Source organism: Micromonospora sp. DT63 (assembly GCF_049841615.1).
Classification (GTDB): Bacteria; Actinomycetota; Actinomycetes; order Mycobacteriales; family Micromonosporaceae; genus Micromonospora.
Map to the genome: position 1 here is coordinate 50,137 of NZ_JBNCKQ010000014.1, position 24,510 is coordinate 74,646.

The 24,510-nt window shown below is 71.3% G+C and carries 20 protein-coding genes; 9 read left to right on the forward strand and 11 right to left on the reverse strand.

Annotated elements, in window-relative coordinates:
- Positions 1 to 17 precede the first annotated feature (17 nt).
- Positions 18 to 1,031, reverse strand: coding sequence for a LacI family DNA-binding transcriptional regulator (locus tag ACLQ27_RS31400; RefSeq protein WP_234582897.1), 1,014 nt, complete (start codon positions 1,029 to 1,031; stop codon positions 18 to 20).
- A gap of 249 nt (positions 1,032 to 1,280) precedes the next feature.
- Between ACLQ27_RS31400 and ACLQ27_RS31405 the strand changes: the two genes are divergently transcribed.
- Together ACLQ27_RS31405 and ACLQ27_RS31410 are read left to right on the forward strand one after the other, a co-directional pair.
- A complete protein-coding gene (locus ACLQ27_RS31405) occupies positions 1,281 to 1,730 on the forward strand; it encodes an iron chaperone (protein ID WP_357495325.1) in 450 nt (149 codons plus the stop codon).
- 45 nt (positions 1,731 to 1,775) lie between these two features.
- Positions 1,776 to 2,087, forward strand: coding sequence for a hypothetical protein (locus ACLQ27_RS31410; RefSeq protein ID WP_357574496.1), 312 nt, complete (start codon positions 1,776 to 1,778; stop codon positions 2,085 to 2,087).
- Positions 2,088 to 2,158: 71 nt separating this feature from the next.
- Here ACLQ27_RS31410 and ACLQ27_RS31415 read toward each other — a convergent pair whose 3' ends face one another.
- A complete protein-coding gene (locus ACLQ27_RS31415) occupies positions 2,159 to 5,005 on the reverse strand; it encodes a glycosyl hydrolase family 95 catalytic domain-containing protein (RefSeq protein WP_425870140.1) in 2,847 nt (948 codons plus the stop codon).
- A gap of 477 nt (positions 5,006 to 5,482) precedes the next feature.
- Here ACLQ27_RS31415 and ACLQ27_RS31420 point away from each other — a divergent pair, with 477 nt between their 5' ends.
- The 4 genes from ACLQ27_RS31420 to ACLQ27_RS31435 all read left to right on the forward strand — a co-directional run bounded on the left by ACLQ27_RS31420 (position 5,483) and on the right by ACLQ27_RS31435 (position 9,829).
- Entirely contained in the window at positions 5,483 to 7,057 is a 1,575-nt protein-coding gene (locus tag ACLQ27_RS31420) for a glycoside hydrolase family 43 protein (RefSeq protein WP_357495331.1), read from the forward strand.
- Positions 7,058 to 7,101: 44 nt separating this feature from the next.
- Positions 7,102 to 8,166, forward strand: coding sequence for a LacI family DNA-binding transcriptional regulator (locus tag ACLQ27_RS31425; protein ID WP_357495333.1), 1,065 nt, complete (start codon positions 7,102 to 7,104; stop codon positions 8,164 to 8,166).
- A 101-nt stretch (positions 8,167 to 8,267) separates the two neighbouring features.
- Positions 8,268 to 8,675, forward strand: a complete 408-nt coding sequence (locus ACLQ27_RS31430; RefSeq protein WP_357495335.1) for a YciI family protein — start codon at positions 8,268 to 8,270, stop codon at positions 8,673 to 8,675.
- Between the two features lie 8 nt (positions 8,676 to 8,683).
- Positions 8,684 to 9,829: an RNA polymerase sigma factor gene (locus tag ACLQ27_RS31435; RefSeq protein ID WP_425870183.1), complete on the forward strand. Its 1,146-nt coding sequence runs from the start codon at positions 8,684 to 8,686 to the stop codon at positions 9,827 to 9,829.
- 133 nt (positions 9,830 to 9,962) lie between these two features.
- Here ACLQ27_RS31435 and ACLQ27_RS31440 read toward each other — a convergent pair whose 3' ends face one another.
- On the reverse strand, positions 9,963 to 10,856 hold the full coding sequence (locus tag ACLQ27_RS31440) for an SGNH/GDSL hydrolase family protein (RefSeq protein WP_425870143.1): 894 nt from the start codon (positions 10,854 to 10,856) through the stop codon (positions 9,963 to 9,965).
- A 289-nt stretch (positions 10,857 to 11,145) separates the two neighbouring features.
- Between ACLQ27_RS31440 and ACLQ27_RS31445 the strand changes: the two genes are divergently transcribed.
- Positions 11,146 to 12,774 carry a glycoside hydrolase family 27 protein gene (locus tag ACLQ27_RS31445; RefSeq protein WP_425870185.1) on the forward strand — a complete coding sequence of 543 codons (1,629 nt, stop codon included), beginning with the start codon at positions 11,146 to 11,148 and terminating at the stop codon, positions 12,772 to 12,774.
- Positions 12,775 to 12,939: 165 nt separating this feature from the next.
- The gene (locus tag ACLQ27_RS31450; protein WP_234582908.1) at positions 12,940 to 13,653 is read left to right on the forward strand and encodes a hypothetical protein; all 714 of its coding nucleotides are present in this window, start codon (positions 12,940 to 12,942) and stop codon (positions 13,651 to 13,653) included.
- Positions 13,654 to 13,669: 16 nt separating this feature from the next.
- On the opposite strand, the gene ACLQ27_RS31455 is transcribed toward ACLQ27_RS31450, so the two are convergent.
- Both ACLQ27_RS31455 and ACLQ27_RS31460 read right to left on the reverse strand, forming a co-directional pair.
- Positions 13,670 to 14,506: an alpha/beta fold hydrolase gene (locus ACLQ27_RS31455; protein WP_425870145.1), complete on the reverse strand. Its 837-nt coding sequence runs from the start codon at positions 14,504 to 14,506 to the stop codon at positions 13,670 to 13,672.
- 47 nt (positions 14,507 to 14,553) lie between these two features.
- Complete coding sequence (locus ACLQ27_RS31460) at positions 14,554 to 15,117, reverse strand: alpha/beta fold hydrolase (protein ID WP_425870147.1); 564 nt, start codon at positions 15,115 to 15,117, stop codon at positions 14,554 to 14,556.
- A gap of 248 nt (positions 15,118 to 15,365) precedes the next feature.
- Between ACLQ27_RS31460 and rph the strand changes: the two genes are divergently transcribed.
- Entirely contained in the window at positions 15,366 to 17,993 is a 2,628-nt protein-coding gene (gene rph, locus ACLQ27_RS31465) for a rifamycin-inactivating phosphotransferase (RefSeq protein WP_425870149.1), read from the forward strand.
- Here rph and ACLQ27_RS31470 read toward each other — a convergent pair.
- The 6 genes from ACLQ27_RS31470 to ACLQ27_RS31495 all read right to left on the reverse strand — a co-directional run bounded on the left by ACLQ27_RS31470 (position 17,984) and on the right by ACLQ27_RS31495 (position 24,508).
- Positions 17,984 to 18,925: a hypothetical protein gene (locus ACLQ27_RS31470; protein ID WP_357574503.1), complete on the reverse strand. Its 942-nt coding sequence runs from the start codon at positions 18,923 to 18,925 to the stop codon at positions 17,984 to 17,986. The genes rph and ACLQ27_RS31470 overlap by 10 nt on opposite strands.
- A gap of 134 nt (positions 18,926 to 19,059) precedes the next feature.
- Positions 19,060 to 20,115 (reverse strand): enediyne biosynthesis protein, encoded by a 1,056-nt coding sequence (locus ACLQ27_RS31475; protein WP_357495349.1) that lies wholly within the window; start codon positions 20,113 to 20,115, stop codon positions 19,060 to 19,062.
- Complete coding sequence (locus tag ACLQ27_RS31480) at positions 20,112 to 22,082, reverse strand: CRTAC1 family protein (RefSeq protein WP_357574504.1); 1,971 nt, start codon at positions 22,080 to 22,082, stop codon at positions 20,112 to 20,114. The genes ACLQ27_RS31475 and ACLQ27_RS31480 overlap by 4 nt, the downstream gene beginning before the upstream one ends.
- Before the next feature lie 94 nt (positions 22,083 to 22,176).
- Complete coding sequence (locus ACLQ27_RS31485) at positions 22,177 to 23,535, reverse strand: cytochrome P450 (RefSeq protein ID WP_425870152.1); 1,359 nt, start codon at positions 23,533 to 23,535, stop codon at positions 22,177 to 22,179.
- Positions 23,532 to 24,071, reverse strand: coding sequence for a flavin reductase family protein (locus ACLQ27_RS31490; RefSeq protein WP_234582918.1), 540 nt, complete (start codon positions 24,069 to 24,071; stop codon positions 23,532 to 23,534). Before ACLQ27_RS31490 ends, ACLQ27_RS31485 begins: the two co-directional genes overlap by 4 nt.
- A complete protein-coding gene (locus tag ACLQ27_RS31495) occupies positions 24,068 to 24,508 on the reverse strand; it encodes an acyl-CoA thioesterase (RefSeq protein WP_234582956.1) in 441 nt (146 codons plus the stop codon). Before ACLQ27_RS31495 ends, ACLQ27_RS31490 begins: the two co-directional genes overlap by 4 nt.
- Positions 24,509 to 24,510: the final 2 nt, after the last annotated feature.

The following is a 24,510-nucleotide window of genomic DNA, read 5'->3' on the forward strand; positions in this document are numbered from 1 at the left end:
GCGCGCCCGGTGGAGGATCAGTCGGTCCGGACCGGGCCGGTGCTGGACCGCAGCGAGATGGGTGGGCTGTAGAGGCGGTGCCGCGGCACGCTGCCGGGGGCCGCGATGATCTCCAGCAGCAGTGCCACCGCCTCGGCGCCCATGTCCCGCATGGGCACGTCCGCGGCGGTCAGCGGTGGGCGGAAGTCCTCCGCCCAGTGCTGGGCGGCGACCCCGGTGACGGAGAAGTCGGCCGGAACGGACAACCCGGCGCTGGTCAGCGCCCGCTGCATGCCCGGCAACGCCGCCTCGTTGATGGTGGCCACCGCCGTGACGTCCGGGTGCGTCCCGAGCAACTGCTCGACGCACGCCTCACCGGAGGCCGTGTCATCACCGCAGCAGACGTCCACGCCGACCAGACCCCGTTCCGCCACCGCCGCCTGGAAACCGGCCAGGGCGCGGTGGCTGGGCCCGTAACCCGCCGCCACCAACTCGGCGGAGCGGTTGACCAGCGCCACGTGCCGATGCCCCAGATCGGCCAGGTGGTGCACACAGCGCGCGATCAGCCCGGCGTAGTCGATGTCGACCCAGCTCATGCCGTGCGCCTGCGCCGTCCGACCGATAGTGACGAACGGCAGACCCGTTCTGGCCAGGCGCGTGACCCGGTCGTCCTCCAAGCGGATCTCCATGAGGACCACGCCGTCCACCCGACGCCCGCTGACGATCCGCTCGAACGACCTGTCGTGGTCGCCACCGGACGGGGACAGCAGCACATCCAGGTCGTGGCGGGCGGCGGCCTCGACGACGCTGGCGACGAAGCCCAGCTGCATGTCGGTCAACCGCTGGCTCGCCGGTGGGATCACCAGCCCGAGGGTGCGCGTACGCCCTTCCTTCAGGGCGCGGGCGCTGGCGTTCGGCCGGTAGTCCAGCTCGTCGATGACCGCCTGGATCCGCTGCCGGGTCGCCTCCGAGACGGTCCGCTTGCCGCTCAGCACGTACGACACGGTGCTGCGGGACACCCCCGCCCGCCGGGCGATCTCCCCGATGTTCATACGCCGCCCTCGAATCGATTCCTGCCCCGACGGGGACGCGCCCAGCTCCGGATCCGAGCATAGGCGCTTCGCGCCGACGCCCGGACGCCCCGCCCGGCCCGTTCGGCCTGCCCGACCGGGTCGACCCGCCCGTTGCGCCCGAGGCGACCCGGTCAGGAATCAAGAAGCGCCCGGCCGGCACCCCGGCCTAGCCTTTTCCCAGGTAGCCGGCCTTACGCCGGGCCGGAGAACATCGAGAGGGAGCCCAACATGTCCGCGAAGACCTCCACGACCGAGTCCGACGGCTTCAGCGCCGAGGAGCGCGCCGCGATGAAGGAGCGTGCGGCCGAACTGCGCGCCGAGGGCAAGAAGGGCGCCAAGCGGGCCGACGGGTTGCAGGCGGTCCTCGACCGCATCGCGCAGATGGCGCCCGACGACCGCGCGCTCGCCGAGCGCGTGCACGTGGCGGTGACCGCCGCCGCCCCCGACCTGACGCCGAAGACCTGGTACGGCATGCCCGCCTACGCGAACGCGGCCGACAAGATCGTCGTCTTCTTCCAGGACTCCGGCAAGTTCAACTACCGCTACTCGACCCTGGGCTTCCAGGACACGGCCAACCTCGACGACGGTGACCTCTGGCCGGTGTCGTACGCGCTGCGGACCTGGAGCCCCGAGGTGGAGAAGAGGGTCGTCGAGCTGGTGCGCGCGGCGGTCTCCTGAGCCACGGCTCTGGCGCCCCTTGCGCGCGACGACGATGATCGCCAGGTGTCGTTCTGGGAGTTCGTCACGGACGTCGGAGTACCGCTGGTCCTCGTCGTCGGCGCTGCGGTCATCGCGGTCGGCGCGTTCACCGACCCGCCGGAGGAGTTCTCCTGGCCGCGCGGCTGGGAGTGGGCGTGGGTGGGCGTGTGGGTCATGGCGAGCGGCGAGGCGGCGTTCGGCACCGACCGACCGTGGTGGGAGCGCGCCTGGAAGGGCGCCGCGGCCCTGCTCATCGCGGTGGCCTGCGTGGTCGCCGTCTGGCGGCACCAGCGGTGGCGCAGGCGGCCCCGAGGGACCGGTGGCGACGCGACGTAGTAGTCAGCGGGTGGGCAGCGCGCCCGGCCCGCCGCCGACGCGGGGCCGGCGGCGGGCGGGAACGCGCCAGCTCAGGTGGTCGTGCAGGTGATGTCGGTCGGCGGGTTGTTGGTTCCCGTCGCGGAGGCGAGGAAGCCGAACGTGGTGGAGCCACCGGCCGGCAGCGACCCGTTGTAGTCGACGTTCGTCACCCGCACGTTCGCACCGCTCTGGGTGTGCGTGCCACCCCAGATCTGGGTGATCGCCTGCCCGTTGGGGAACGTCCAGGAGACCGTCCAGCCCCGGATCGCCGTCGCGCCGGCGGTCACCGTGACCGAGCCCTGGAAGCCGCCCGACCACGAGTTCGTCACCGTGTACGTGGCCCGCGCGCCGGACGGCGAGGGCGTGCTGGACACGGTCGGCGTCGGCGTCGGGATCGGGCTCGGTGTGTCGGTCGGACTCGGCGTCGGCGAGACGGTGGGCGAGGGCGTGCTGGTCAGCGTCGGTGACGGTGTCACACCGGGCCGCGCGGCGCGGTAGGTGTGCCCGGCGCGGACGGCGAGTTGGACGACGTCCGTCTCGGGTCGGGTGGTGGTGGGCGTGCTGTCGTCGGTGACGTCGACGAGGGTGAAGGAACCGGTGAAGAGCCGGCAGCGGAGTCGTAGGGTGCCGTCCCGGTCGGCGCGGACGCTGATCTCGTCGGCCTGCCCGCTGGTCCAGGCCACGCCGACGGTGTATCCGCCGCGAGCGCGGAGCCCCGCGACCTGGCCGGTGGGCCAGGCGCTCGGCAGCGCCGGCAGCAGGTGCAGCTCGCCGGTGTGGCTGTGCAGGACCATCTCGGCGATGCCGGAGGTCGCGCCGAAGTTGCCGTCGATCTGGAACGGTGGGTGCAGGTCGAACATGTTCGGCGCGAGCCGGTCGGTGCGCACGAGGTCCTTCAGGAGCTTGTGGGCGCGGGTGCCGTCCTCCAGCCGGGCCCAGTAGTTGATCTTCCACGCGAGGGACCAGCCGGTGCCGTCGTCGCCGCGCAGCTCCAACGTCCGGCGCGCGGCCTCGTACAGCTGCGGGGTGCCCCGCCTGGTGATCTGGTTGCTGGGATGCAGGCCGTACAGGTGCGAGACGTGCCTGTGGTTCCGCTCGGTCTCGACCCAGTCGGCGAGCCACTCCTGGACGTTGCCGCGCGAGCCGACCTTCGTGGGCGCCAGCCGGTCCCGGGCCGTTCGCACCTGGGAGCGGAACGTCGTGTCGACGCCGAGCACCTCGCTGGCGCGGGCGACCGCGTCGAACAGGTCCCGCAGGATCTGGTTGTCCATGGTGGGGCCCGCGCAGACACTGGCGTTCGAGTGGTGCGGCAGCTCGGGCGAGTTCGACGGGTTCGTGACCAGGTAGCCGAGCGTCGGGTGGGCCACCAGCGTGTCGAGGAAGAACTGGGCGGCGCCCTTGAGGGCCGGGTAGTTGGCCGACAGGAAGCCGACGTCGCCGGTGAACAGGTAGTGCTCCCAGATGAGGGTGGACAACCAGGCGCCGCCGGTCTGCCACATGCCCCACAGTGCCCCGTCGACGACCGAGGCGCCGCGCCACCCGTCCGTGTTGTGGTGGGTGACCCAGCCGCCGGCGCCGTACTGCGCCTGGGCGACGCGCGCACCGGTCACCGTGAGGTCCTTGATCATGTCGAAGACCGGCAGGAAGCACTCGGCGAGGTTCGTCGTGTCGGCGGGCCAGTAGTTCATCGGCAGGTTGGCGTTGATGGTGTACTTCGAGTCCCAGGGCGGCGTCATGGAGTCGTTCCAGATGCCCTGGAGGTTCGCCGGCTGGGTGCCCGGCCGCGACGAGGAGATCAGCAGGTAGCGGCCGTACTGGAACAGCAGGGCGGAGAACTGCGGGTCGTTGGTGCTCGCGTGCTGGGCGATCCGCACGTCGGTCGGCTGATCGGCGGCGGCCGTACGACCCAGGTCGATGCTCACCCGGTTGAACAGGGCCTGGTAGTCGGCGAGGTGCCGACTGCGCAGCTGATCGAAGCCCACGCCCCGGGCGGCGGTGAGGCGGCTGCGCGCGATGCCCTGGTAGTCGCCGTTGACGATGCGGTAGTTGACGTAGCTGGAGCCGATCGAGATCAGTACGGTCACGCTCGTGGCGCCGGAGACGCGCAGGGTGCCTCCGGAACTGCTGACCGTGCCGCCGGTCGCGACCGCCTGGGCCAGGGCGAGGAAGCGCACCGACCCGTTGACGCCTTCCATGGCGCCGGAGATGCCGTCGACGGCGATCGTGGCGGCGTCCGGGCTCGACGTGGTCGTCCGCTGCGGACTGTCGAAGGTGGCGTTGAACGTGATCGAGTTGGCGCGGTCGGCGGTCAGCCGGAGCACGATCACCCCGTCGGGAGCGCTGGCGAACGCCTCACGCTGGTACCGGACACCGTTGAGCACGTACGTCGTGGTGACGGTGGCGGTGGTGAGGTCCAGCGTCCGGTTGTACTGCGACGCGCTGGCCGAGGAGAAGGCCAGCCGGAGGTTGCCCACCGGCTGGTAGGCGAGCTGGCCGCCCGGGGTTCCCATCATCGTCTGGTTGATGAGGTCCTGCGCCTGGGTCCACTGGTCCGCGAAGACACGTCGCCGGATCTCGGCCAGGTTTGCCGCTCCCCGGGTGTTGGCGGAGTCGTACGGGCCGCCGGCCCAGATGGTGTCCTCGTTGAGCTGCAGCCGTTCGGTGTCGACGTTGCCGAACACCATCGCGCCGAGCCGGCCGTTGCCGATCGGCAGCGCCCGTAGCCAGTCGGTGCCCGCGGGTTCGTCGTACCAGAGGGCCATGTCGCCGGCGGCGAGCACCTGCGACGGCGCCACCGAGCCGGCGCGGGCGACGGCGGACCACGCGACCGGCAGCAGCGCGGCTCCGGCGCCCGCCACACCGGCCCTCAGCATGTTCCTTCGTGTCACGTCAGGCATGGTCTCTCCAATCAGCGCAGCTAGCGGCGCAGGAGGGTGAAGAACGGCGCCCCTGCCGGGCCACCGCGGAGGAAGTCGAATGTCGGGGACGTGCCGACGGCCAGCGCGCCGTTCGAGGTCCCGTGCGAGACGTACGGCCGCTGTCGTTGGACGTGTGGTGAGGCGCCTGCTGTTAGCGCTAACAAGTGCCGCCCGTTCGCACCCTGCAGCAACGTACACAGCCGGGGACCGACGCCCCGAGCTCCCGGCGGCGCGTCAACTCACCCTCTATAGACCTTCGTAGATGGCAGTGCCGCTCGTCAAGAGATGTCGGCCATGTTTCCCGCCAGCGTCTCCGCGAGGTCGCGTGGCTGGCCCCCGCCCCGACGCGCGCACCGGGTTGCCATCCCGACGGCATCTTCGTAGCATCCAGGACACACGATGTTATCGCGAACATTCTGTGGCATCGGGCAGGGACCGCGCGGGGAGGTGCACCCAGTGTTCGCAGGCACGGCGGCCGTCTCGGGCTACCGCAATCCGGTCGTGCCCGGCTTCTATCCCGATCCGAGTGTCTGCCGGGTCGGCGAGGACTACTACCTGGCCTGCTCCAGCTTCGAGTACTTTCCGGGCGTACCGCTGCTGCACAGTCGGGACCTGGTGAACTGGCGACAGATCGGCAACATCCTCGACCGTCCCAGCCAGCTGGAGATCCCGCCGGACGCCGACGCGTCCCGAGGCATCTTCGCGCCGACCATCCGCCACCACGACGGCCGGTTCTGGATGATCACCACCAACGTCAGCCTGGGCCGCCACCTCATCGTCACCGCTCGGGACCCCGCCGGCCCGTGGTCCGAGCCGGTGTACCTCGACCTCCCCCACGTCGACCCGTCCCTGGCCTGGGACGACGACGGCACCTGCTGGCTGACGACCTCGGGGGTGGACGCCTACCGGATCGACCCGGACCGGGGTCAGGTGCTGGAGGGGCCGATCCCGCTCTGGTCCGGCACCGGCGGCCAGTACCCGGAGGCGCCGCACCTCTACCGGATCGGCGACTGGTGGTACCTGCTGCTCTCCGAGGGTGGCACGCACACCGGCCACGCCGTGTCGGTCGCCCGCGCACGCAGCCCCCGGGGGCCCTTCGAGCCCGCGCCGAGCAACCCCGTCCTCACGCACCGCAGCACCAACCTGCCGGTGCAGGCCGCCGGGCACGCCGATCTGGTGCAGGCCACCGACGGCAGCTGGTGGATGGTCCTTCTGGGCATCCGGGCGAAGGGCCAGTGGCCGCCCTTTCACGTGCTCGGCCGCGAGACGTTCCTCGCGCCGGTTCGCTGGGACGGCGGGTGGCCCGTCGTGGACGTCGTCCGGGAGGTCACCGCGGCGCCCGCCGGCAGCGCACCGGCCCTCGCGGCCCCGCCCGGCCCGGTCGCCCACCACGACGACTTCGACGCGACAACCCTCGCGCCCGGCTGGATCTCGCCCCGCTCCCGCCCCGACGCGGCCTGGTCGCTGACCGAGCGGCCCGGATGGCTCACCCTGCACGCCACCGGTACGACGCTGGACCGCGCCGGCGCGACGATGGTGGCGACGCGCCAGCGCCACCATGACTGCCGGGCCAGCACGCGGGTCGATCCGGGCAGCGGCACGACCGGGCTCACCATCCGCATCGACGAGGCGCACCACTACGACCTGGAGGTCGGCGGCGGCAGCGTCCGCGTCGTCGGCCGGGTCGGGCCGTTCCGGCAGGTCTTCGCGTCCCTCGACGTACCCGCCGGCCCGCTGGTTCTGACGATCGCCACCCGGACCCACTGCCTCTACCCGCCGACCGTGACCTCGGCCGCGGGGCTGGCGGCCGCTGACGAACCCTTCGGCGTACGCCCCGCCACCTCCGACATGATCGCGTTCGAGGTGGAGACCTCCGAGGGCCGCGTCCTGTTGGCCGAACTCGACGGGCGCTACCTGTCCACCGAGGTCGCCGGCGGCTTCACCGGCCGGGTCATCGGCATGTACGTGACCGGGGACAGCGCCGCCTTCGACTGGTTCGACTACCGGCCGGCAGCGCGGCCTACCGACTGAGCGCGGACCGGCTCGCCATCGAGGGATCACCGTAGACTCCCCGTGTGATCGAGGAGAGCCGGCGGCATCACGCGCGCAAGCCCCGGCGCGGTGACCTGCCCATCGCCACGATCGCCGAGCTCGCCGGGGTGTCCCCTCCCACGGTGTCGAAGGTTCTCAACGGTCGCGCCGGGGTGGGCGAGCAGACCCGGCAGCGGGTGGAGGCACTGCTGCGTGACCATGGCTACCGCCGGCCGGAGACCGCCGCGAGGACGCTCTGCATCGAGGTGCTCTTTCACCGGATGCTGCCCTCGATCGCCCTGGAGATCCTGCGGGGGATCCAGGAGGTCGCCGGCTCCCGGGACTGCACGGTCGGCTTCATCGACATCCGCCATCGGGTGGCGGCGGGGCTGCCCTGGATGGAGCCGCTGCTGCTGCGACAGCCCACCGCCGTCATCGCGGTCTGCTCCCTGGTCACCGCCGAGCACGGCAGACAGCTCACCGCCATGGGCATCCCGCTCGTGGCGATCGACCCGGTCGGCGAGCTGTTCCCCACGCCCGCCGTCGGGTCGAACAACTGGAGCGGCGCCCTGACCGCCACCCGGCATCTGCTGGACCTCGGCCACCGACGGATCGGCGTGGTCACCGGGCCGGAGCAGGATCTGTCGGCGCGGGCTCGCCTGGACGGCTTCCGAGCCGCGCTGGACCATGCCGGCGTTCCGTTCGACAGCAGCCTCGAACGGCGCGGAGTCTTCAGCTTCGAGGACGGCCGTGACCTCGGCCGCGAGTTGCTGACCCTGGCCGAACCCCCCACCGCCGTCGTATGCGGCAACGACCTGCAGGCGCTCGGCGTCTACACGGCGGCCTACGAGGCCGGTCTGCGAATCCCCGACGACCTCAGCGTCGTCGGCTTCGACGACGTGGACCAGGCGGCCTGGACCACGCCACCTCTCACTACGGTGCGACAGCCGTTCAGCGAGATCGGGGCCACCGCCGCCCGGCTCGCGTTGGCGCTGACCGACGGCCATGCGCTGGCCCAGGAGCGGTACGAGCTCGGCACCGCGCTGGTCGTGCGTGCCAGCACCGGGCCGCCCGGTTCGCGGTTGTCGGAGGCCACCCTCCGCCCGTGAGCCAGAAATTTCTTGGCGGCCATGTCGAGAAACGGCGCGCGGCTCCGTCCCCGAGGTGAACGTGACCGGAACGGGTCACACCAGCGAGGAGGAACACGACGATGGCGAAGTACCTGCTGCTGAAGCACTACCGCGGCGCCCCGGCCGGGGTCAACGACGTGCCGATGGACCGGTGGACGCCGGAGGAGATCTCGGCGCACATGCAGTACATGAACGATTTCGCGTCCCGACTGGAGAAGACCGGTGAGTTCATCGACGGTCAGGCGCTCGCCCCCGAGGGAGCGTGGGTCCGCTACGACGGCCCGGGACGCCCCCCGGTCACCGACGGCCCGTTCGCCGAGACCAAGGACCTCATCGCCGGCTGGATGGTGATCGACGTCGACACGTACGAACGCGCCGTCGAGCTGGCCGGCGAACTGTCGGCCGCTCCGGGGGCGGGCGGGAAGCCGATCCACGAGTGGCTCGAGGTGCGCCCCTTCCTGACCGAGCCCCCCACCATCGCCGAGTGACCTCGGCGATGAACGACGCACTGCTCCGGAGCCTCACGCCGGGCGTGCTCGGCATCCTCGTCCGCCGCGGAGCTGACTTCGCGGCGGCCGAGGACGCCGTACAGGACGCGCTGGTCGAGGCCATCCGCGTCTGGCCGGCCGACCCGCCGCGGGACCCGAGGGGCTGGCTGATCACCGTGGCCTGGCGCCGGTTCCTCGACACCACGAGGGCGGACGCCGCCCGTCGCCGTCGTGAGGACCTCGTCGACGCCGAGCCGGCGCCGGGCCCGGCGCCGGCGGTGGACGACAACCTCCAGCTCTACTTTCTCTGCGCCCACCCGTCGCTGACGCCGTCGTCCGCCGTCGCGCTCACGCTACGGGCCGTGGGCGGGCTGACCACCCGGCAGATCGCCGACGCCTACCTGGTGCCCGAGGCGACCATGGCGCAACGCATCAGCCGGGCCAAACGCACCGTCTCCACCGTGCGGTTCGACCAGCCCGGCGACGTCGCGACCGTGCTGCGCGTCCTCTACCTGGTCTTCAACGAGGGCTACACCGGCGACGTCGACCTCGCCGCCGAGGCCATCCGGCTCACCCGGCAGCTCGCGGCCGCCATCGACCATCCTGAGGTGGCGGGGCTGCTCGCCCTCATGCTGCTGCACCACGCCCGACGGGCCAGCCGGACCGCGTCCGACGGCAGCCTGGTGTCGCTCGCCGAGCAGGACCGCGGCCGGTGGGACACCGCCCTCATCGCCGAGGGTGTCGACATCCTCCAGGCGGCTCTCGCCCGCGACCGGCTGGGCGAGTTTCAGGCCCAGGCCGCCATCGCGGCGCTGCACGCCGACGCGCCCACCGCCGAGGAGACCGACTGGGTGCAGATCGTCGAGTGGTACGACGAGCTGGCACGCCTGACCGACAGCCCGGTCGTCCGGCTCAACCGGGCGGTGGCCGTCGGCGAGGCCGACGGCGCCCGGGCCGGCCTGGCGGCGCTCGCGGCGCTTGACGACTCGCTGCCCCGTCACACGGCGGTGGCGGCGTACCTGCACGAGCGCGACGGCGACCTCGCGACGGCGGCACGCCTGTACGTCGAGGCGGCCCACCAGGCCCCCAACCTCGCCGAGCGCGACCACCTGACGCGCCAGGCCGCCCGGCTCAACGCCCGCCGACAGCGGTGACGGCGTCCGACCGACGCGGGCAACGCGCCGGTCGACGACGGCAACGACGCAGAGCACCTGTCATCCGGACCGGCTTCGACCGCCGGCCCCGCCGTCGTCGCGTGACGGGGCCGGCACGAGCGATCCTGCTCGGTCAGCGGTTCAGAGTGGCGAGCAGCGCGGTGCTCATGCCCTGCTCACCGCGCGCGTTCGGGTGGAAGGGCGCGGCCGCGTTCTGCGGCACCAGCCCCTCGACCCAACGGGTGCTGCTGCTCTTGCACGCGTCCTTACCGATCGACGGCGTGTAGACGTCGGCGTAGGTGGCGCCGTTCGCCCCCGCGGCGCTGGCCAGCATGGCGTTGAGCGACTTCTCGATGCCGCGCAGGTAGGGCACGTCCTGGTAGGCGATCGGGACGACGGGCCAGCAGCCATAGCCGCTGTCGGGCAGGATCGCCGGGTATCCGAGCACCACGATCCGCGCGCTCGGCGCGGCCCGACGGATCGCCTGCAGCGTGGTCGTCACCTTCGGCACGGTGGCCGCGATCCGGGCCTGTAGCTGGTCGGTGCCGCCTGCGGTGTACCGGTTCTTGCACGGCGAGCCGAGGGGGCTGCTGAGGCTCGCCTCCGCGCATTCGCCGATGATGTCGGCGAAGCCGATGTCGTTGCCGCCGATCTGCACCGTCACCAGCGCCGTGCTCGACGTGACCGCGTTGAGCTGCGGTGGCAGGTTGATGCCCAGTTGGCCGCTGCCGCCATAGAGGATGTCGTCGGTGGTGGCGCCGGAGCAGCTCACGTCGGCGAACGACGTCGAGCCGGCGGACGCGGCCACCAGGGAGGGGTAGTTGCGGTTCGACCGGAGACAGTTGAGGTCGACCTGGGTGGGGATCAGCGGACCGGCGGTGTACGAGTCGCCGAGCGCGACGTAGCGGCCGGTGGGGACCGCGGCGCTGGCGGGTGTGGCGACGGCGAACAGCACACCGGCGGTGGCCGCGGCGAGCGCGGCGAGTCGGGTGGCTGCCCGCAGGAGCGGCAGGCGGGGACGGGGCATGACGCCTCCCAGGGGAGATCGCGGTGGCGATGGTGGTGCCGAGATCCTGTCGCCGCCCACCGAGTGGCGTCAATATAGATGGCCCTCACTAAATGCCGTCCCACAGTGTGGGTCAGGAGGGCTGCGCGGCAGGCTCCGACCCCCGGCGTCCGCGCCGGACGTCGGCGACGTTGACGTCATATGTCGTACGAGTTAAATTGGCAGCGATCTATGTCGTTGGCTCCCTGTGGACCGGCAGCGGGCCCTCGCCGCCAACCACCCGCAAGGAGTGCACGTGCTCAGACGAAGAATGGCCCTCCTGCTCCCCGCGCTCCTCGCAGCCGCCCTCGGCACCGCTGTGGTCAGCGGCGCGGTCGTGCTCACCACCACGCAACCCGCGCAGGCGTTGGAGAACGGGCTGGCCCGCACGCCACAGATGGGCTGGAACGACTGGAACGCGTTCGGTTGCAACGTCAACGAGACGCTCATTCGGCAGACGGCCGACGCGCTGGTCTCCAGCGGGATGGCCGCGGCCGGATACCGCTACGTCAACATCGACGACTGCTGGTCCACCAAGCAGCGCAACGCCAGCGGCGACCTGGTCGCCGATCCGCAGAAGTTCCCGAGCGGCATCAAGGCTCTCGCCGACTACGTCCACGGCAAGGGCCTCAAGCTGGGCATCTACTCCTCGGCCGGGACCCTCACCTGCGCCGGGTACCCGGCCAGCATCAACTACGAGCAGCGCGACGCCAACCTCTGGGCGTCCTGGGGGATCGACTACCTCAAGTACGACAACTGCGGCGACCACCTCGGTCGGAGCGCGCAGCAGCGCTACACCGCGATGCGGGACGCGCTCGCGGCAACCAACCGGCCGATCCTCTACAGCCTGTGCAGCTGGGGACAGGACAGCGTCTGGACCTGGGGTGCGGGGGTGGGCAACTCCTGGCGTACCACAGGCGACATCGGTGGGAACTGGAACTCCATCATGAGCATCCTCGACCAGCAGGTCGGCAAGGAGTCGTACGCCCGGCCGGGCGCGTGGAACGACCCGGACATGCTGGAGGTCGGCAACGGCCCCACCGACACCGAGTCCCGGGCCCACTTCAGCCTGTGGGCGCTGCTGAACGCCCCGCTGCTGGCGGGCAACGACATCCGCACCATGTCGGCGGCCACCCGCACGATCCTGACCAACACCGACGTGATCGCCGTCAACCAGGACTGGGGCGGCCAGCAGGGCCGCAAGATCAGTGACTCCGGTGACCTGGAGGTCTGGCGCAAGCCGATGTCCACCGGCGGGGTGGCCACCGTCCTGCTCAACCGGGGCAGCGGCACGACCACGATCTCCACGACGGCCAGCGCGCTCGGCCTCGGCAGCGCCGGCTCGTACGCGGTGCGGGACCTGTGGTCCCACACCACCTCGACGTCTACCGGCACGATCAGCGCGTCGGTGCCGGCGCACGGCGCCGCCATGCTCCTGGTCACCGGCGGTGGCACGCCCCCGCCGACCACACCTCCACCGACCACGCCTCCGCCGAGCACTCCCCCGCCGGGCTCGACGTCGACGATCCGCAGCACGTCCGCCGGCCGGTGCCTGGACGTCAACGGCGCGTCCCAGACCAACGGCGCCACGGCCATCATCTGGGACTGCCACGGCCAGGCCAATCAGTCCTGGACCTCGACGAGCGCCCAGGAGCTGCGGGTCTACGGAGGAAAGTGCCTCGACGTCAACAACGCCGGCACCGCCAACGGGACGTCGGTGATCATCTGGGACTGTCACGGCCAGGCGAACCAACAGTGGCGCTTCAACGCCGACGGCTCGATCACGGCGGTCGCCTCGGGCCGCTGCCTGGACCTGGTGGGCAACGGTACGGCGAATGGCACACGCACCCAGATCTGGGACTGCAACGGCGCGGCCAGCCAGCGGTGGAGCCGCAGCTGAGCGACCCGCCCCGACAGGCGGGGCCGGCCGGGCGCGGTCGCGGGCACCGACCCGCGTGTCGCCCGGCCGGCGCGCGCCGCGCCATGCTCACCCCTGCGGCACCCGGGCAACGTCCGACGCATAGCATTGCCACGGTTCGGGACGGCTCTGCTGAAACGAGGCGACATGCGTTGGCTCCAGCGGCTGCTGGGCGGCGGGCGGGTCCAGCTCGACCCGGGGCGGCAGCAGGCGCTGCTGCGAGACCTCCAGCACGGATACGGCACGCAGGCGCGGGTTCCGTTTCCCGCGCAGGTCGAAGCGGCGACCGGGATGCTGGGCGGCGACGACGGCCTGGTGGTGGCGGCCCGGATTCTGAACCAGGTCGCCGACGAGGCACACGCGGATCTGCTGGCGCAGGCGCAGGACATCCACCGGCGCACGGGCCGGCGGCTGCTGGTGCACCGGCGGAACTACCGGCCGCTGTGGATGGAGGCCGGTCCCGGGCTGCGGTGGCCGCTGTTCGCGTTGCCGTGCGGCTTCCACCCGTACGCCCAGGTGGCCGCCGCCGTCGCGGTGGTCGGCGGCCGGGCGGCCCGGCTCGATCGGGTGACCGATCCGACCCCGCTGGTGACCCACGTGTTCGAGGTGCTCGACCTCACCACCGCCGGCTGGGAGTACGGCCGGGTGCGGGTGGACACCGACGCCGCCGCGTTCGTCGATCGACTGATCACGAGCGCGGCGCAGATCCTCGCCGCGATGGACGACCCACCCCGGCTGCCACCTGCGGTCCGTGCGCTGATGCGTCGCAACAACACGGTGGACGTGCACGATCCGGCCGGCCCGCGCGCGGTGGGACGGATCAACCTGGGCGCGCGGATGCGCGAACAGTTGCTGGCCTGACGGCGGACCCGGGATCTCAGGCGCGGGCGTTCGCGCTCAGGAAGGCGAGCAGCAGGTCGGCCGTCTCGTCGGGGTACTGCACGTGCGGGTAGTGACCCGCGCCCTCGATGACTTCGAGCCGGCCCAACCCGGCCGGCAGCGCGGCCACGATCGCCTCCCCCTCGGCCCGCGGGTCGGCCCAGTCCGGGTCGAGCGACCCCTCGACGATCAGGGCCGGGCAGCGGACGTTGCCCAGCTGCGCCCCGGCGTCGACCGGCGCCGACTGGCCCATCTTGCGCATCGCCGCCATCCGGCCGGGCTCGCGCATCATGGCGTCGATCCGGGCCGTGCGGGCGGCCCAGTCGGCCGGCTTCCTTCCCGGGTAGGCGATGTCGAGGTAGCTGCGCCAGAGCGGCACGCTGCCCAGCAGGCCGGTGCCGAGCAGCCGGGCCATGCCCGTGCGGTAGCGGGCGACCCGCAGGTCGCCCAGCTTGATCGACTGCTTGCGGGTGAAGGGGGCCAGTTCGACGATGCCGGTGATCAGCTCGGGTGCCCGGGCGGCGGCGATGGTGGCGGCCCCGCCGGAGATCGAGTGGCCGACCAGCACGGCCGGACCGCCGAGGTGGCGGATCACCGCGAGCAGATCACCCGCGATGTCGGTGCGGCTGTAGGACTGCCACTGTGCGCTCGACTCGCCGCAACCCCGCAGGTCGACGGCGGCCACCCGGTAGCCGGCGGCCACCAGGCGCGGCACGACGAAGCGGTACGCCTCGCGGCTGTCGCCCATGCCGTGGGCGAGAACGACGAGCGGCCCGGAGGCGCCGGTCACCTCGTACGCCAGGGTGCCGCCGTCGACGGTCAGATACTCGGTCATGGAATCCTCCGTGCTCGGCTAATTGCGTTAGCTTTAAGCTAATACGGTTAGCCAAGAGTGTCAAGCCTGATCACCGCCGCCACGTCACCGAGGTCGTCGTTGAGCTGATGATCGCGCCCGGGCAGCCGGTACACCCGCGCCTGGCCGATGACGCCCGCGTACAGGTCCGCGTGCGACGGCGGCGCCGTCTCGTCCCCGAGCCCGTGAAAGACCCGCACCGGTACGCCCCGCGGCAGTCGGACGCCGAGGTCCGGTGGCAGCTCGAACTCGTCGCCGGGCCAGCCGCCCGCACCGACGAACGGGGCGGCGACCAGCACGATCATCGCGAGGTCCCGCTCGGGTGGCCGCTCGGCGAGCGCGTGGACGAGGATCGCGCCGCCCACCGAATGGCCCACGACGACGGCCCCGTCGTCAAGTGCCGCGATCTCCCGCCGGATGGCGGCGCTCCAGGTGACGTAGCTCGGGTTGCCCTCGTCGGGCATCCGCGGGTACCGAACCTCGTACCCGTCCCCGAGCCCGCGCCGCAGGCTGTCGGACAACCTGTTGTCCCACTCGTCGTGCGTGCCGGCGCCAGCGCCCTGAATGAACAGGACCTGCGTGGTCGCTGCCATGACGATCCCCTCTCGCATACTGCGTCGAAGCGGCATCAAGCGCCGACGGCGGGGCGAGCCGCAGGGATCGACAGGCGGGGGATCAACAAGGGGGGATCAGCGGAACGATTTCCTGCACAGCGGGGAAAAACACCACTGGTATCCGCTCCCACTTTAACGTATATCGCACCGGGGGCCTTGCCGCAAGACCCCCGTCTTGCCGCAGAATCGTCCGCCGGACACCGGAACGGACGAAGAAACGGGGCTCGATGATCGACAAGTACGTGCGAGATCTGGACGAGGTCGACGAGACTCAGGTCGCGATCGTCGGCGGCAAGGGCGCCCGTCTGGGGACGTTGTCGCGGATCGAGGGCATCCGCGTGCCGGCTGGCTTCTGCGTGACGACCGACGCCTTCCGACGGGTCATCGCCGAGGTGCCCTCGATCGACGATCAGCTCGATCAGCTGTCGCGCCTGAAGCCGGACGACCGGGAGGGGATCCGCGACCTCAGCGCCCAGATCCGCCGGGCCATCGAAGGGGTCGCCCTGCCCGACGACGTGGCGGCGGCCATCACCCGGGCGCTCACCCGGCACGGCGAGAAGGCTGCCTACGCCGTCCGGTCCAGCGCCACGGCGGAGGACCTGGCGACGGCCTCCTTCGCGGGCCAGCAGGACACGTACCTGAACGTGCGGGGTCCGGCGGCGATCCGCACGCACGTCAGTCGGTGCTGGGCCTCGCTCTTCACCGAGCGTGCGGTCACCTACCGTCAGCGCAACGGCATCGACCACCGCGCGGTCCACCTGGCCGTCGTCGTGCAGACGATGGTGTTTCCGCAGGCGGCCGGCGTCCTGTTCACGGCCGACCCCGTCACGTCCAACCGGAAGGTCGCCTCGGTGGAGGCCAGCTTCGGCCTCGGCGAGGCCCTGGTCTCCGGGCTGGTGAATCCGGACTCCTACCGGGTGCGCGACGGCGCGATCATCGAGCGGACGATCGCCAGCAAGCGTCTCGCCATCGAGGCGCTGCCGGCCGGCGGGACCACGAAACAGGCGATCAGCCCGGAGCGACAGGAGCAGCCGGCGCTGACGGACGCGCAGGTCCTGCGGCTGGTGGACGTGGGCCGGCGGATCGAGGCGCACGCCGGCCACCCGCAGGACATCGAATGGTGCCTGGTCGACGGTGACGTCCAGATCGTGCAGAGCCGGCCGATCACGACGCTGTTCCCCGTCCCCACGGCCCGGGACAGCGAGAACCACGTCTACCTCTCGGTCGGCCACCAGCAGATGATGACCGACGCCATGAAGCCGTTGGGGTTCTCCATGTGGCAGCTGACGGCCATGGCGCCGATGCACGAGGCCGGCGGGAGGCTCTTCGTCGACGCCACCGGGATCCTGGCAGCGCCGGCGAGCCGCGCCGGCTTCCTCGACATGGCGGGACGGTCCGACCCGTTGACGCGGGACGCGCTGGAGACCATCCTCGGCCGCCCCGACTTCGTACCGGCGCTTGCAGACGGTCCCGACATCCCGCGGATCAGCGGCAAGCCGACCACGATCGAGAACGATCCGGCGATCGTCACCGAGCTGATCGAGCGCAGCGAGGCGTCACTCGCCGCCCTGCGGCGCGACATCGCGACGGTGACGGGCCCGGCGCTGTTCGACTTCCTGCACAAGGCGTTCGAGGAGCACAAGCAGCTCCTCAGTGACCCCCTGAGCATGCAGGCGATCATGGCGGGCATGCAGGCCACCTGGTGGCTCAACGAGCAGCTGTCCGAATGGCTGGGCGAGAAGAACGCCGCCGACACCCTCACGCTGTCCGCTCCGGGCAACATCACGTCGGAGATGGGCCTGGCGCTGCTCGACGTCGCGGACGTGATCCGACCGCATCCGGAGGTGATGGCCTTCCTGCAGGAGGTCGACGACGACGGCTTCCTCGACGAACTGCCGAGGCTCGCGGGCGGAGCCGAGGCGCGCGACGCCATCTCGGCCTACCTCGACCGGTACGGCATGCGCTGCGTCGGCGAGATCGACATCACGAGACCGCGCTGGAGCGAACGCCCCAGCACCCTCGTGCCCCTGATCCTCGACAACATCAGGCTCCTCGAACCGGGCGCCGCCGGGCGGCGCTTCGAGCAGGGGCGTCAGGCGGCGCAGCAGAAACGCGAGGAACTGCTGGAACGGCTGCGGGCCCTGCCGGACGGGGACACCAAGGCCGACGAGACCACGCGCATGATCGACCGGGTCCGCACCTTCATCGGGTACCGGGAGTATCCGAAGTACGCCATCATCAGCCGCTACTTCGTCTACAAGCAGGCCCTGCTTTCCGAGGCGGAGCGCCTCGCGCGGGCCGGCGTGCTCCGCGACAGGGACGACATCTTCTATCTCACCTTCGCCGAGCTGCACGACGCCGTGCGGACGCACCAGGTCGACGACCACCTCATCGACCAGCGCAGGGACACCTTCCGGTGGCACCGGACGCTGACGCCACCCCGGGTGCTCACCTCCGAGGGCGAGGCCATCGCCGGGGCGTACCGGCGCGACAACGTGCCGGCCGGAGCGCTGGCCGGCCTCGGAGTCTCCGGCGGGGTCGTCGAGGGCCGCGCCCGCGTCCTGCTGGACATCGCCGAGGCCGAGCTGGAACCCGGCGACATCCTGGTCACCTCCTACACGGACCCGAGCTGGTCACCAGTGTTCGTCGCGGTCCAGGGCCTGGTGACGGAGGTGGGCGGCCTCATGACCCACGGGGCGGTCATCGCCCGGGAGTACGGCCTGCCGGCCGTCGTCGGGGTGGCGGACGCGACCAGGCTGATCCGCGACGGGCAGCGGATCCGCGTGCACGGCACCGACGGGTACGTCGAGATCCTGCCACCGCCGAACGACGCCGACGGCCGCGCTCAGTTGTAGGGCATCGTCGGGAACCAGCCGTAGCCGAACATCGCGGGCACCCGGACGGTCCAGTAGACGAGGGTGAAGACGCCCAGCGCGAGCAGCAGCGAGCCGGTGACCGCGAGGGTGCGTGCCGGTCGCGCGGACAACCAGCGGATCAGCCCTCCCCGGGTGGCGAGGACGACGAGTGCGAACAGGATGCCCACGATCGCGATGTTGCCCAGCGACTGCAGCACGAAGGCGGCCGAGCCGTAGAGGGGGTTGCCGTTGTCGGCGGCCCACTGGAACAGCTTGTGGAACAGCGGGTAGGGCCGCCCGATCAGGAAGGCGCCGACCAGCATGCCGAGCACGAAGACGCGGGCGAACGGGCGACGCGCGAAGGGATCGGGGACCTTGTCGAGCGCCGCGAGACCGAGATAGATGAACGCGAGACCGATCACGCCGAAGACCACCACCGACTGCACGAGTCGGACGGGCATGCCGCCGGCAGTCGTCTCCGTCGACAGCTGCGGCAGCGAGTCGCCGAGCAGGACTCCGATGAAGCCGTACGTGGCGGAGACGACGACCATGCCCAGCGCCAGCAGGCCCACCGGCCGGAGCATGAAGCGCAGCCCCGCCGCCGGTGTGCCGCCGGCGCCGGCGTGTGTCATCGGCCCGACCGAGGCGGCCATCGCGATGTTGCAGGCAGTGAACGTGCCCGCCAGGCCGGAGACGAACGCGAACAGCAGGCCCGCCGCGGTGCCGCCGATCGCTGTCGCCTTCGCGTCGTGGCCCAGCAGGGTGTTGGCGACGTTGTCGCCGATCGTCTGGTCGACGAACTGGTATGACCAGAGCAGGGACAACGCGATTCCCGCGAGCACACTGCCGACGATCAGCGCGCCGCGCCGGTCCGAGCGTGCCGGCGTCGGGGAGGGCGGGGTCTGCACGGCCGGTCTCTGCGTGGCGGTCATGGCAGCCTCTTTCCGAATCTGTGACGGCGGGATGCACTGACTGATTCTTCGCGCCGCGGACCGGCCGGTCGTCTTCCTGCTTGCGGTTTCCCGCGTGCGGAGGACGGCCGGCCGGTCCGGGGCGACCGACGGGGTCAGCGGGCGATCGGCAGCTCCACCGCCGCCGGCGGCGGCACCGGCTGCACGGGGGTGCGGGCGCCACGCCGTTCGGCGAGCCACCTGCCCCACCAGAACAGACCCCGGGCCAGGCACACGATCGTGACCGCGAAGAACAGGGTGTAGACGACGTTGAACAGCATCAGGACGCCGTACACCATGGCCACGGAGGAGCCGAACATGAACTGCCAGCGGGGCTTGGAGGGCGTGGTGCCCGGGTCGGTGATCATGTAGTTGGTGAACAGCACGAACGCCACCCCGGTCATGATGCTCAGCGCCGACCAGAGCTGGACGTCCCAGACGTAGTGCCGGATCAGGGCCTGGATGACGAAGCCGCCGACCCAGCCGACGATCAGCGCGACCTTCTTCGTGAGCATCGCGTTGAGGATCGTGCCCGCGGTGAGCACGACCATCGGGATGAACATCCGGAAGACGTCGGGCACGTTCTCCGTGAAGTGGTACGGCGGGGCCACGTTGACCCAGGAGAACGCGAGCAGCGTGATGGTGATGCCGAAGTTCGACGGGTTCATGAAGTGCCGCATGCGTCCGGCGATCGGGGCCTGCAGCACGGCCTTCTGCCCGACGGCCACGACCACGGCGAAGGCGATCGGCCAGAACATGTCGTTGGCGTACAGCAGCATGTTCGCGGCGAGCGCGGTGATGTGGGTCGGCAGCAGGAACGTGTAGACGCCCCACGCGCCGTTGCCGCTGTAGGCCGGTCGGCGGCCCAGGGAGCGGGCGGCGACCGCCTCGATCGCGATCTCGACCGTGTACCCGATCGCCAGGGCGAACAGCGGCCAGGTCCAGGGCTGCTCGAACCCGAGGATCGTGTAGCCGAGGATGTTGAGGATGGACATGGAGATGGCGAAGTTCCGCAGGGCCAGGTAGCGGGGGTCGCGCTTGTCCACCCGGGGTACGGGCGGTCGCCTGTCGACGCCGGCCGGTGCCCGGTCGGGTCCGCTGCCGTTGCGGGTCGCGTCGGCGACCTCGGCCGTGGTGGTCACGCCCACCGGGGCGCGTTTGACGTCCGTCATGGTGTGGTCAGCTCCTGGGCTCGGTCGGTGAGCGTGAGGTCGTGCCATCCGGCGGAGAGGGGCAGGGTCTGCTGATGCTGGACACCGTCGAGGTCGCGCCAGCTCAGTTCGACGGTGACGGGCGTGCCGCCCTGGTCACCGAGTCCGAAGAACAGGTCGAAGCTGCGCTTGCCGGAGTGCCCGCCGCCGCCGTCGAGCTGGGCGAGCTGGGTGCGGCCGTCGGCAGTGGTCACCCGAGCCTGCGCGCCGTAGGCCGGGGTGCGGGCGTCGTTGCCCGTGGCGGCGCCGAGTGCGGGCCGGTGCAGCCGCAGCCCGAGGAAGTCGCCGACCTGCGCCTTGGTGTTGTGGTAGTAGGCGGGCGGTCCCCACTGGCGTGCCACCGCGAAGTCCTGGCGGCCGTCGCCGTCGGTGTCACCCACGGCGATACCGCGGGTCGGGGTCCGGTCGTCGAGTCCGAGCTGCGGACTCAGGTCGACGTAGCGGCCGTTGTCCTCCGGTGCCCAGAACGCCAGCGCGTTCGAGCCGGCGATGTCGTCGCCCGGCTGCGCGTTGGGCCACATGTCCGGCTCGCGCAGCATCAGGTCGTTGCTGGCGGCCAACTCCTGGAGCCAGTTGAACCGGTTGACAGTGCCCTTGACGAAGCCGCAGGACTGGACCACGACGAGGCGTCCGCTGTTGTCGAAGTCGGCCATCTTGACGTCCCAGCCCCAGCCGACCCAGGCGAGGTTCTTGGCCGAAGCCTTGTTCTCGAAGGGAGCGATGCCCTTGGAGAGCCGTTCCCGCGCCTCCTGCGGGTTGGCGGCGGTGTTCTGCCAGACGAAGTTGCTCTCCTCCAGCCCCCACGACTCGGTGATGTTGCTGACGAAGGCGTCGAACCGGCCGGTGCCGCGCAGATCGGCGAAGTCGACGGCCATCCCCTTGAACGAGTCGTGCCCCACGACCAGCGACTTGGGGTCCAGCGGGCCGCGGCGTCCCTCGGCCAGGGCGAACCTGATCCGGCCGGGAGCCGACACGTTGTGGAAGAAGCGGTCGTTGCCGAAGTCGTTGGCGAGGTACAGCTCGGGCAGCAGATCCCCGTCGAGGTCGGCGGAGGCCGAGGCGAGCGTCCATCCGGTGGCGTACCGGGGGTCGATCGCGCTCTGCTGCTCGTAGGTGACGCTCGGCTCGGCGCCGGTGGTGGCCGCGGTCCAGCGCAGGATGTGCGCCCCGCCGGCGTTCTGCGCGCGGGACATGGAGTGGTTCATCTGCACGTTCGGCAGGCCCTGTGCGTCGAGCACCTGGGAGTCCGGGAAGTAGTTGAAGATCCCGATGTCGGGCCGGCCGTCACCGTCGAAGTCCGCGACAGCCGTCGCGTTGGTGTTCCACAGTGGCCCGTGGTAGCGGCCGTCGGCGGTCTGCTGCTGCGGGATCAGCTCGACCGGGTGGTACGACGCGAGGCTCAGGTCCGCCGCGTCTCCGGTCTGCAGGAACACGACAGGCGTGCGTCCCCAGTAGACGACGAGCAGATCGGTCCGGCCGTCGACGTTGAAGTCGCCGGGTGTGCAGCCCATCGGGGCGATCGCCGGTCCCATCGGCAGCGGCGCCGGGTCCAGCACGAACGGCGCGTAGCGGGCGCCGCCGCCGGGCGCCGGCGTCACGATGGCGCTGTCGCTGCGGGGGTCGACGAGGCAGAGGTCGTTGGCGCCGCCCTTCCCGTCGAGGTCGTTGACCGCCACTCCGGCGCCCACCGACGAGATCCAGGACCGGATGTGCTCGTACTTCGGGTTCACCGTCCGGATCGTGCGCTGCGGCAGACCCGGCGGCAGGGCGATGGGCATCTCGGTGAACGCGAACTGTGACGCCATCGCGCGTCGGTCGGCCGCGGATGCGGTCGGCAGCCGCGAGATCGTGAACAGCCCCGCGACGAGTACCAGGACGAAGACGACGGGAATGAGTCTGCGCAGCGGACCCACTGGTTTCGGTGGCAACGATCCCCCTCGGGTGGTGCCCGACCCGGCCGGGTCGGGCGTTCGGGTGGTGCGGTAGTGGGTGACAGCGGTCCGCGGTCACCCGGCGGTGTCCTCAGTCCGCCGGACGCACGCTCATCGGCAGGCCGCCGCGTATGCGCAGCGACAGCATCGGCTCGGGTACGACGGTGTGCGTGGCGACCGTCGTGAGCGTCAGGTCCCGGGCCAGTACGGCGAGGACGAAGGCGGCCTCCATCAGGCCCAGGTGGTTCCCGACGCAGAACCGCGGTCCCGCGCCGAACGGGATGTAGGCGTACCGCGGGCGGTCGGTGGTGCGGGCCGGGTCGAAGCGCTCCGGATCGAAGCGTTCGGGCTGGTCCCAGAAGTCCGGGTGGCGGTGCAGCGTGTAGGGGCAGATCAGCACGTCGGCGCCCGCCGGCACCGCGTACCCGCCCACCATGTCGGCGGCGAGCGCCTTGCGGGGCAGGATCCACACCGGCGGGTACAGGCGTACCACCTCGTCGATGACCATCGCGGTGTACCGCAGCCGGCCCAGGTCGTCGAAGGTCGGCAGCCGGTCGCCAAGCACCGCGACCGCCTCTTCCCGCAACCGGTGGCGCACCTCGGGATGCCTGTCGAGCAGGTAGAGCGCCCAGCTCAACGTGCTGGCGGTGGTCTCGTGCCCCGCGAGCAGCAGGGTCACGAGCTCGTCGCGCAGCCGCTGCCGTCCGACCCGGGGGTCGGGCTCGGCCCGGGCCGACACGATGAGCCGCGACAGCACGTCGTCGCGGTCACCGGTGTGGCTCCCGCGCTCGGCGACGAGCTGGTCGACGATCGTCTGGAGACGGCGGCGGGCCCGCCGGAACCGCACCTGCCGCGGCAGCGGCACCCAGGGCGGCACGGCGCTCAACGACGCCAGCTCGAACATGGCCTGGTCCTGCACCACGGCGAAGTCGCGCCCGATCGACGGGAACCGCCCGAGGTCGGTGTCGAGCAGGGTGCGCCCGAGCACGCCGAGAGTCAGACCCGTCATCTCCTGGAGCACGTCCACCGGACCCTGGCGGCCGAGCGTCCGCAGCCGGCCGACGAGGGCCGCCGCCTCCTCGGCGACGATGCCGGCCTGCTGGGCGATGCGCCGGCTCTGGAACGCCGGCTGCGCCACCCGGCGCTGCTTGCGCCACAGCTCACCCTCGCTGGTCAGCAACCCGTCGCCGAGTGCCCGGCGGGCGTGCACCAGGCCGATGCCCTTGTGGTAGTTGGCCGCGTTGTCGGCGAGCACGTGCTTGGCGTGCTCGGGGTGGTTGAAGAAGTAGAGCTCCTTCGGACCGACCGGCAGCAGCGCGGCGTCGCCGTAGCGGGCGGCCGCCGACGTCATCATGCCGAGGCGGTCGCGGCCCATCGTGATGAGCATGCTGACGGCCGACGCGCGCGACGGACCGGGAAGGGACGGCGCCGGGCCGGTGACGGCGGTCATGACGCCACCACCGCCGACGGCGCCCGCTCGAGCCGGCGGAACCGGCCACCGAGGAACACGAGGGCCTCGCCGTCGCCGTCGTCGTACCGGCGCATCCCGCACGGACGGCCCAGGAAGATCGTGTGATCTCCCCCGTCGTACGACCGCCAGAGCTCGCACTCGATGTGGGCGGCGGCGCCGCCGAGCAACGGCGCCGCCGTCCGCGCGCCCGGCCGCCACTCGGTGAACTCGAACTGTTCCGGTCCGAGTGGACGGCGGCGGTCGGCGTAGTAGCGCGCCACCGCCTCCTGATCGGCGGCCAGGACGGAGACGCCGAACGCGCCGGCCCGGCTGAGCGCCTGGTGCATGAGGGCGTCCCGCCCGACGCACACCAGGATCAGCGGCGGGTCGAGGGACACCGCGCTGAACGAGTTCGCGGTCATGGCGTGCGGTTCGTCCCCGCCGACGCTGACCACCGTGACACCTGTGGCGAAGGTCCCGCAGACGCGGCGCATCAGCACCGGGTCCGTCAACTCTTCCGTCCCGAAGGTCGTCATCGTCGGACCCCGGCGGCGGCGTACGGTTCCAGAGCGCGTTCGAGCGCCTCCGGGACCCGGGTGGGAACGGTCCGGTTGTTCGGGCCGCGCATGCAGGCGACCCGCTGGGCGCCGCGGGCGACGAGTGTCTCGCCGGCCGGTCCGGTCCGCACGTAGTCGAAACCGAATTCGAGCTGCGTCTGGGCCAGTTCGAGCAGCCGCATCCGAACGGCGATCTCGTCGAACGCGGTGATCTCGGCGAAGAACTCGCACTCGACCTTGAGCGTGAACAGTTTGAGGTCGTTTTGCAGGTCGGCGAGGACTGTCGGTGCCCGGTCCTTCAGGAACATCTCCCGGCAGCGGCCCTGCCACCGCAGGTAGTTGACGTAGTAGACGTTGCCGACGATGTTCGTCTCCTCGAACCCGACGGTGTGCCGCAGCTCGTAGTAGCTCTCCATGC

What these genes read in the sequence shown, in the direction of transcription:
- ACLQ27_RS31415 (WP_425870140.1), bottom strand. Translation starts at nt 5,005, where the DNA reads ATGCCTGACGTGACACGAAGGAACATGCTGAGGGCCGGTGTGGCGGGC.
- ACLQ27_RS31445 (WP_425870185.1), top strand. Translation starts at nt 11,146, where the DNA reads ATGGCCCTCCTGCTCCCCGCGCTCCTCGCAGCCGCCCTCGGCACCGCT.
- ACLQ27_RS31440 (WP_425870143.1), bottom strand. Translation starts at nt 10,856, where the DNA reads ATGCCCCGTCCCCGCCTGCCGCTCCTGCGGGCAGCCACCCGACTCGCC.
- ACLQ27_RS31490 (WP_234582918.1), bottom strand. Translation starts at nt 24,071, where the DNA reads ATGACGACCTTCGGGACGGAAGAGTTGACGGACCCGGTGCTGATGCGC.
- rph (WP_425870149.1), top strand. Translation starts at nt 15,366, where the DNA reads ATGATCGACAAGTACGTGCGAGATCTGGACGAGGTCGACGAGACTCAG.
- ACLQ27_RS31495 (WP_234582956.1), bottom strand. Translation starts at nt 24,508, where the DNA reads ATGGAGAGCTACTACGAGCTGCGGCACACCGTCGGGTTCGAGGAGACG.
- ACLQ27_RS31460 (WP_425870147.1), bottom strand. Translation starts at nt 15,117, where the DNA reads ATGGCAGCGACCACGCAGGTCCTGTTCATTCAGGGCGCTGGCGCCGGC.
- ACLQ27_RS31450 (WP_234582908.1), top strand. Translation starts at nt 12,940, where the DNA reads ATGCGTTGGCTCCAGCGGCTGCTGGGCGGCGGGCGGGTCCAGCTCGAC.
- ACLQ27_RS31405 (WP_357495325.1), top strand. Translation starts at nt 1,281, where the DNA reads ATGTCCGCGAAGACCTCCACGACCGAGTCCGACGGCTTCAGCGCCGAG.
- ACLQ27_RS31455 (WP_425870145.1), bottom strand. Translation starts at nt 14,506, where the DNA reads ATGACCGAGTATCTGACCGTCGACGGCGGCACCCTGGCGTACGAGGTG.
- ACLQ27_RS31485 (WP_425870152.1), bottom strand. Translation starts at nt 23,535, where the DNA reads ATGACCGCCGTCACCGGCCCGGCGCCGTCCCTTCCCGGTCCGTCGCGC.
- ACLQ27_RS31470 (WP_357574503.1), bottom strand. Translation starts at nt 18,925, where the DNA reads ATGACCGCCACGCAGAGACCGGCCGTGCAGACCCCGCCCTCCCCGACG.
- ACLQ27_RS31475 (WP_357495349.1), bottom strand. Translation starts at nt 20,115, where the DNA reads ATGACGGACGTCAAACGCGCCCCGGTGGGCGTGACCACCACGGCCGAG.
- ACLQ27_RS31435 (WP_425870183.1), top strand. Translation starts at nt 8,684, where the DNA reads ATGAACGACGCACTGCTCCGGAGCCTCACGCCGGGCGTGCTCGGCATC.
- ACLQ27_RS31430 (WP_357495335.1), top strand. Translation starts at nt 8,268, where the DNA reads ATGGCGAAGTACCTGCTGCTGAAGCACTACCGCGGCGCCCCGGCCGGG.
- ACLQ27_RS31400 (WP_234582897.1), bottom strand. Translation starts at nt 1,031, where the DNA reads ATGAACATCGGGGAGATCGCCCGGCGGGCGGGGGTGTCCCGCAGCACC.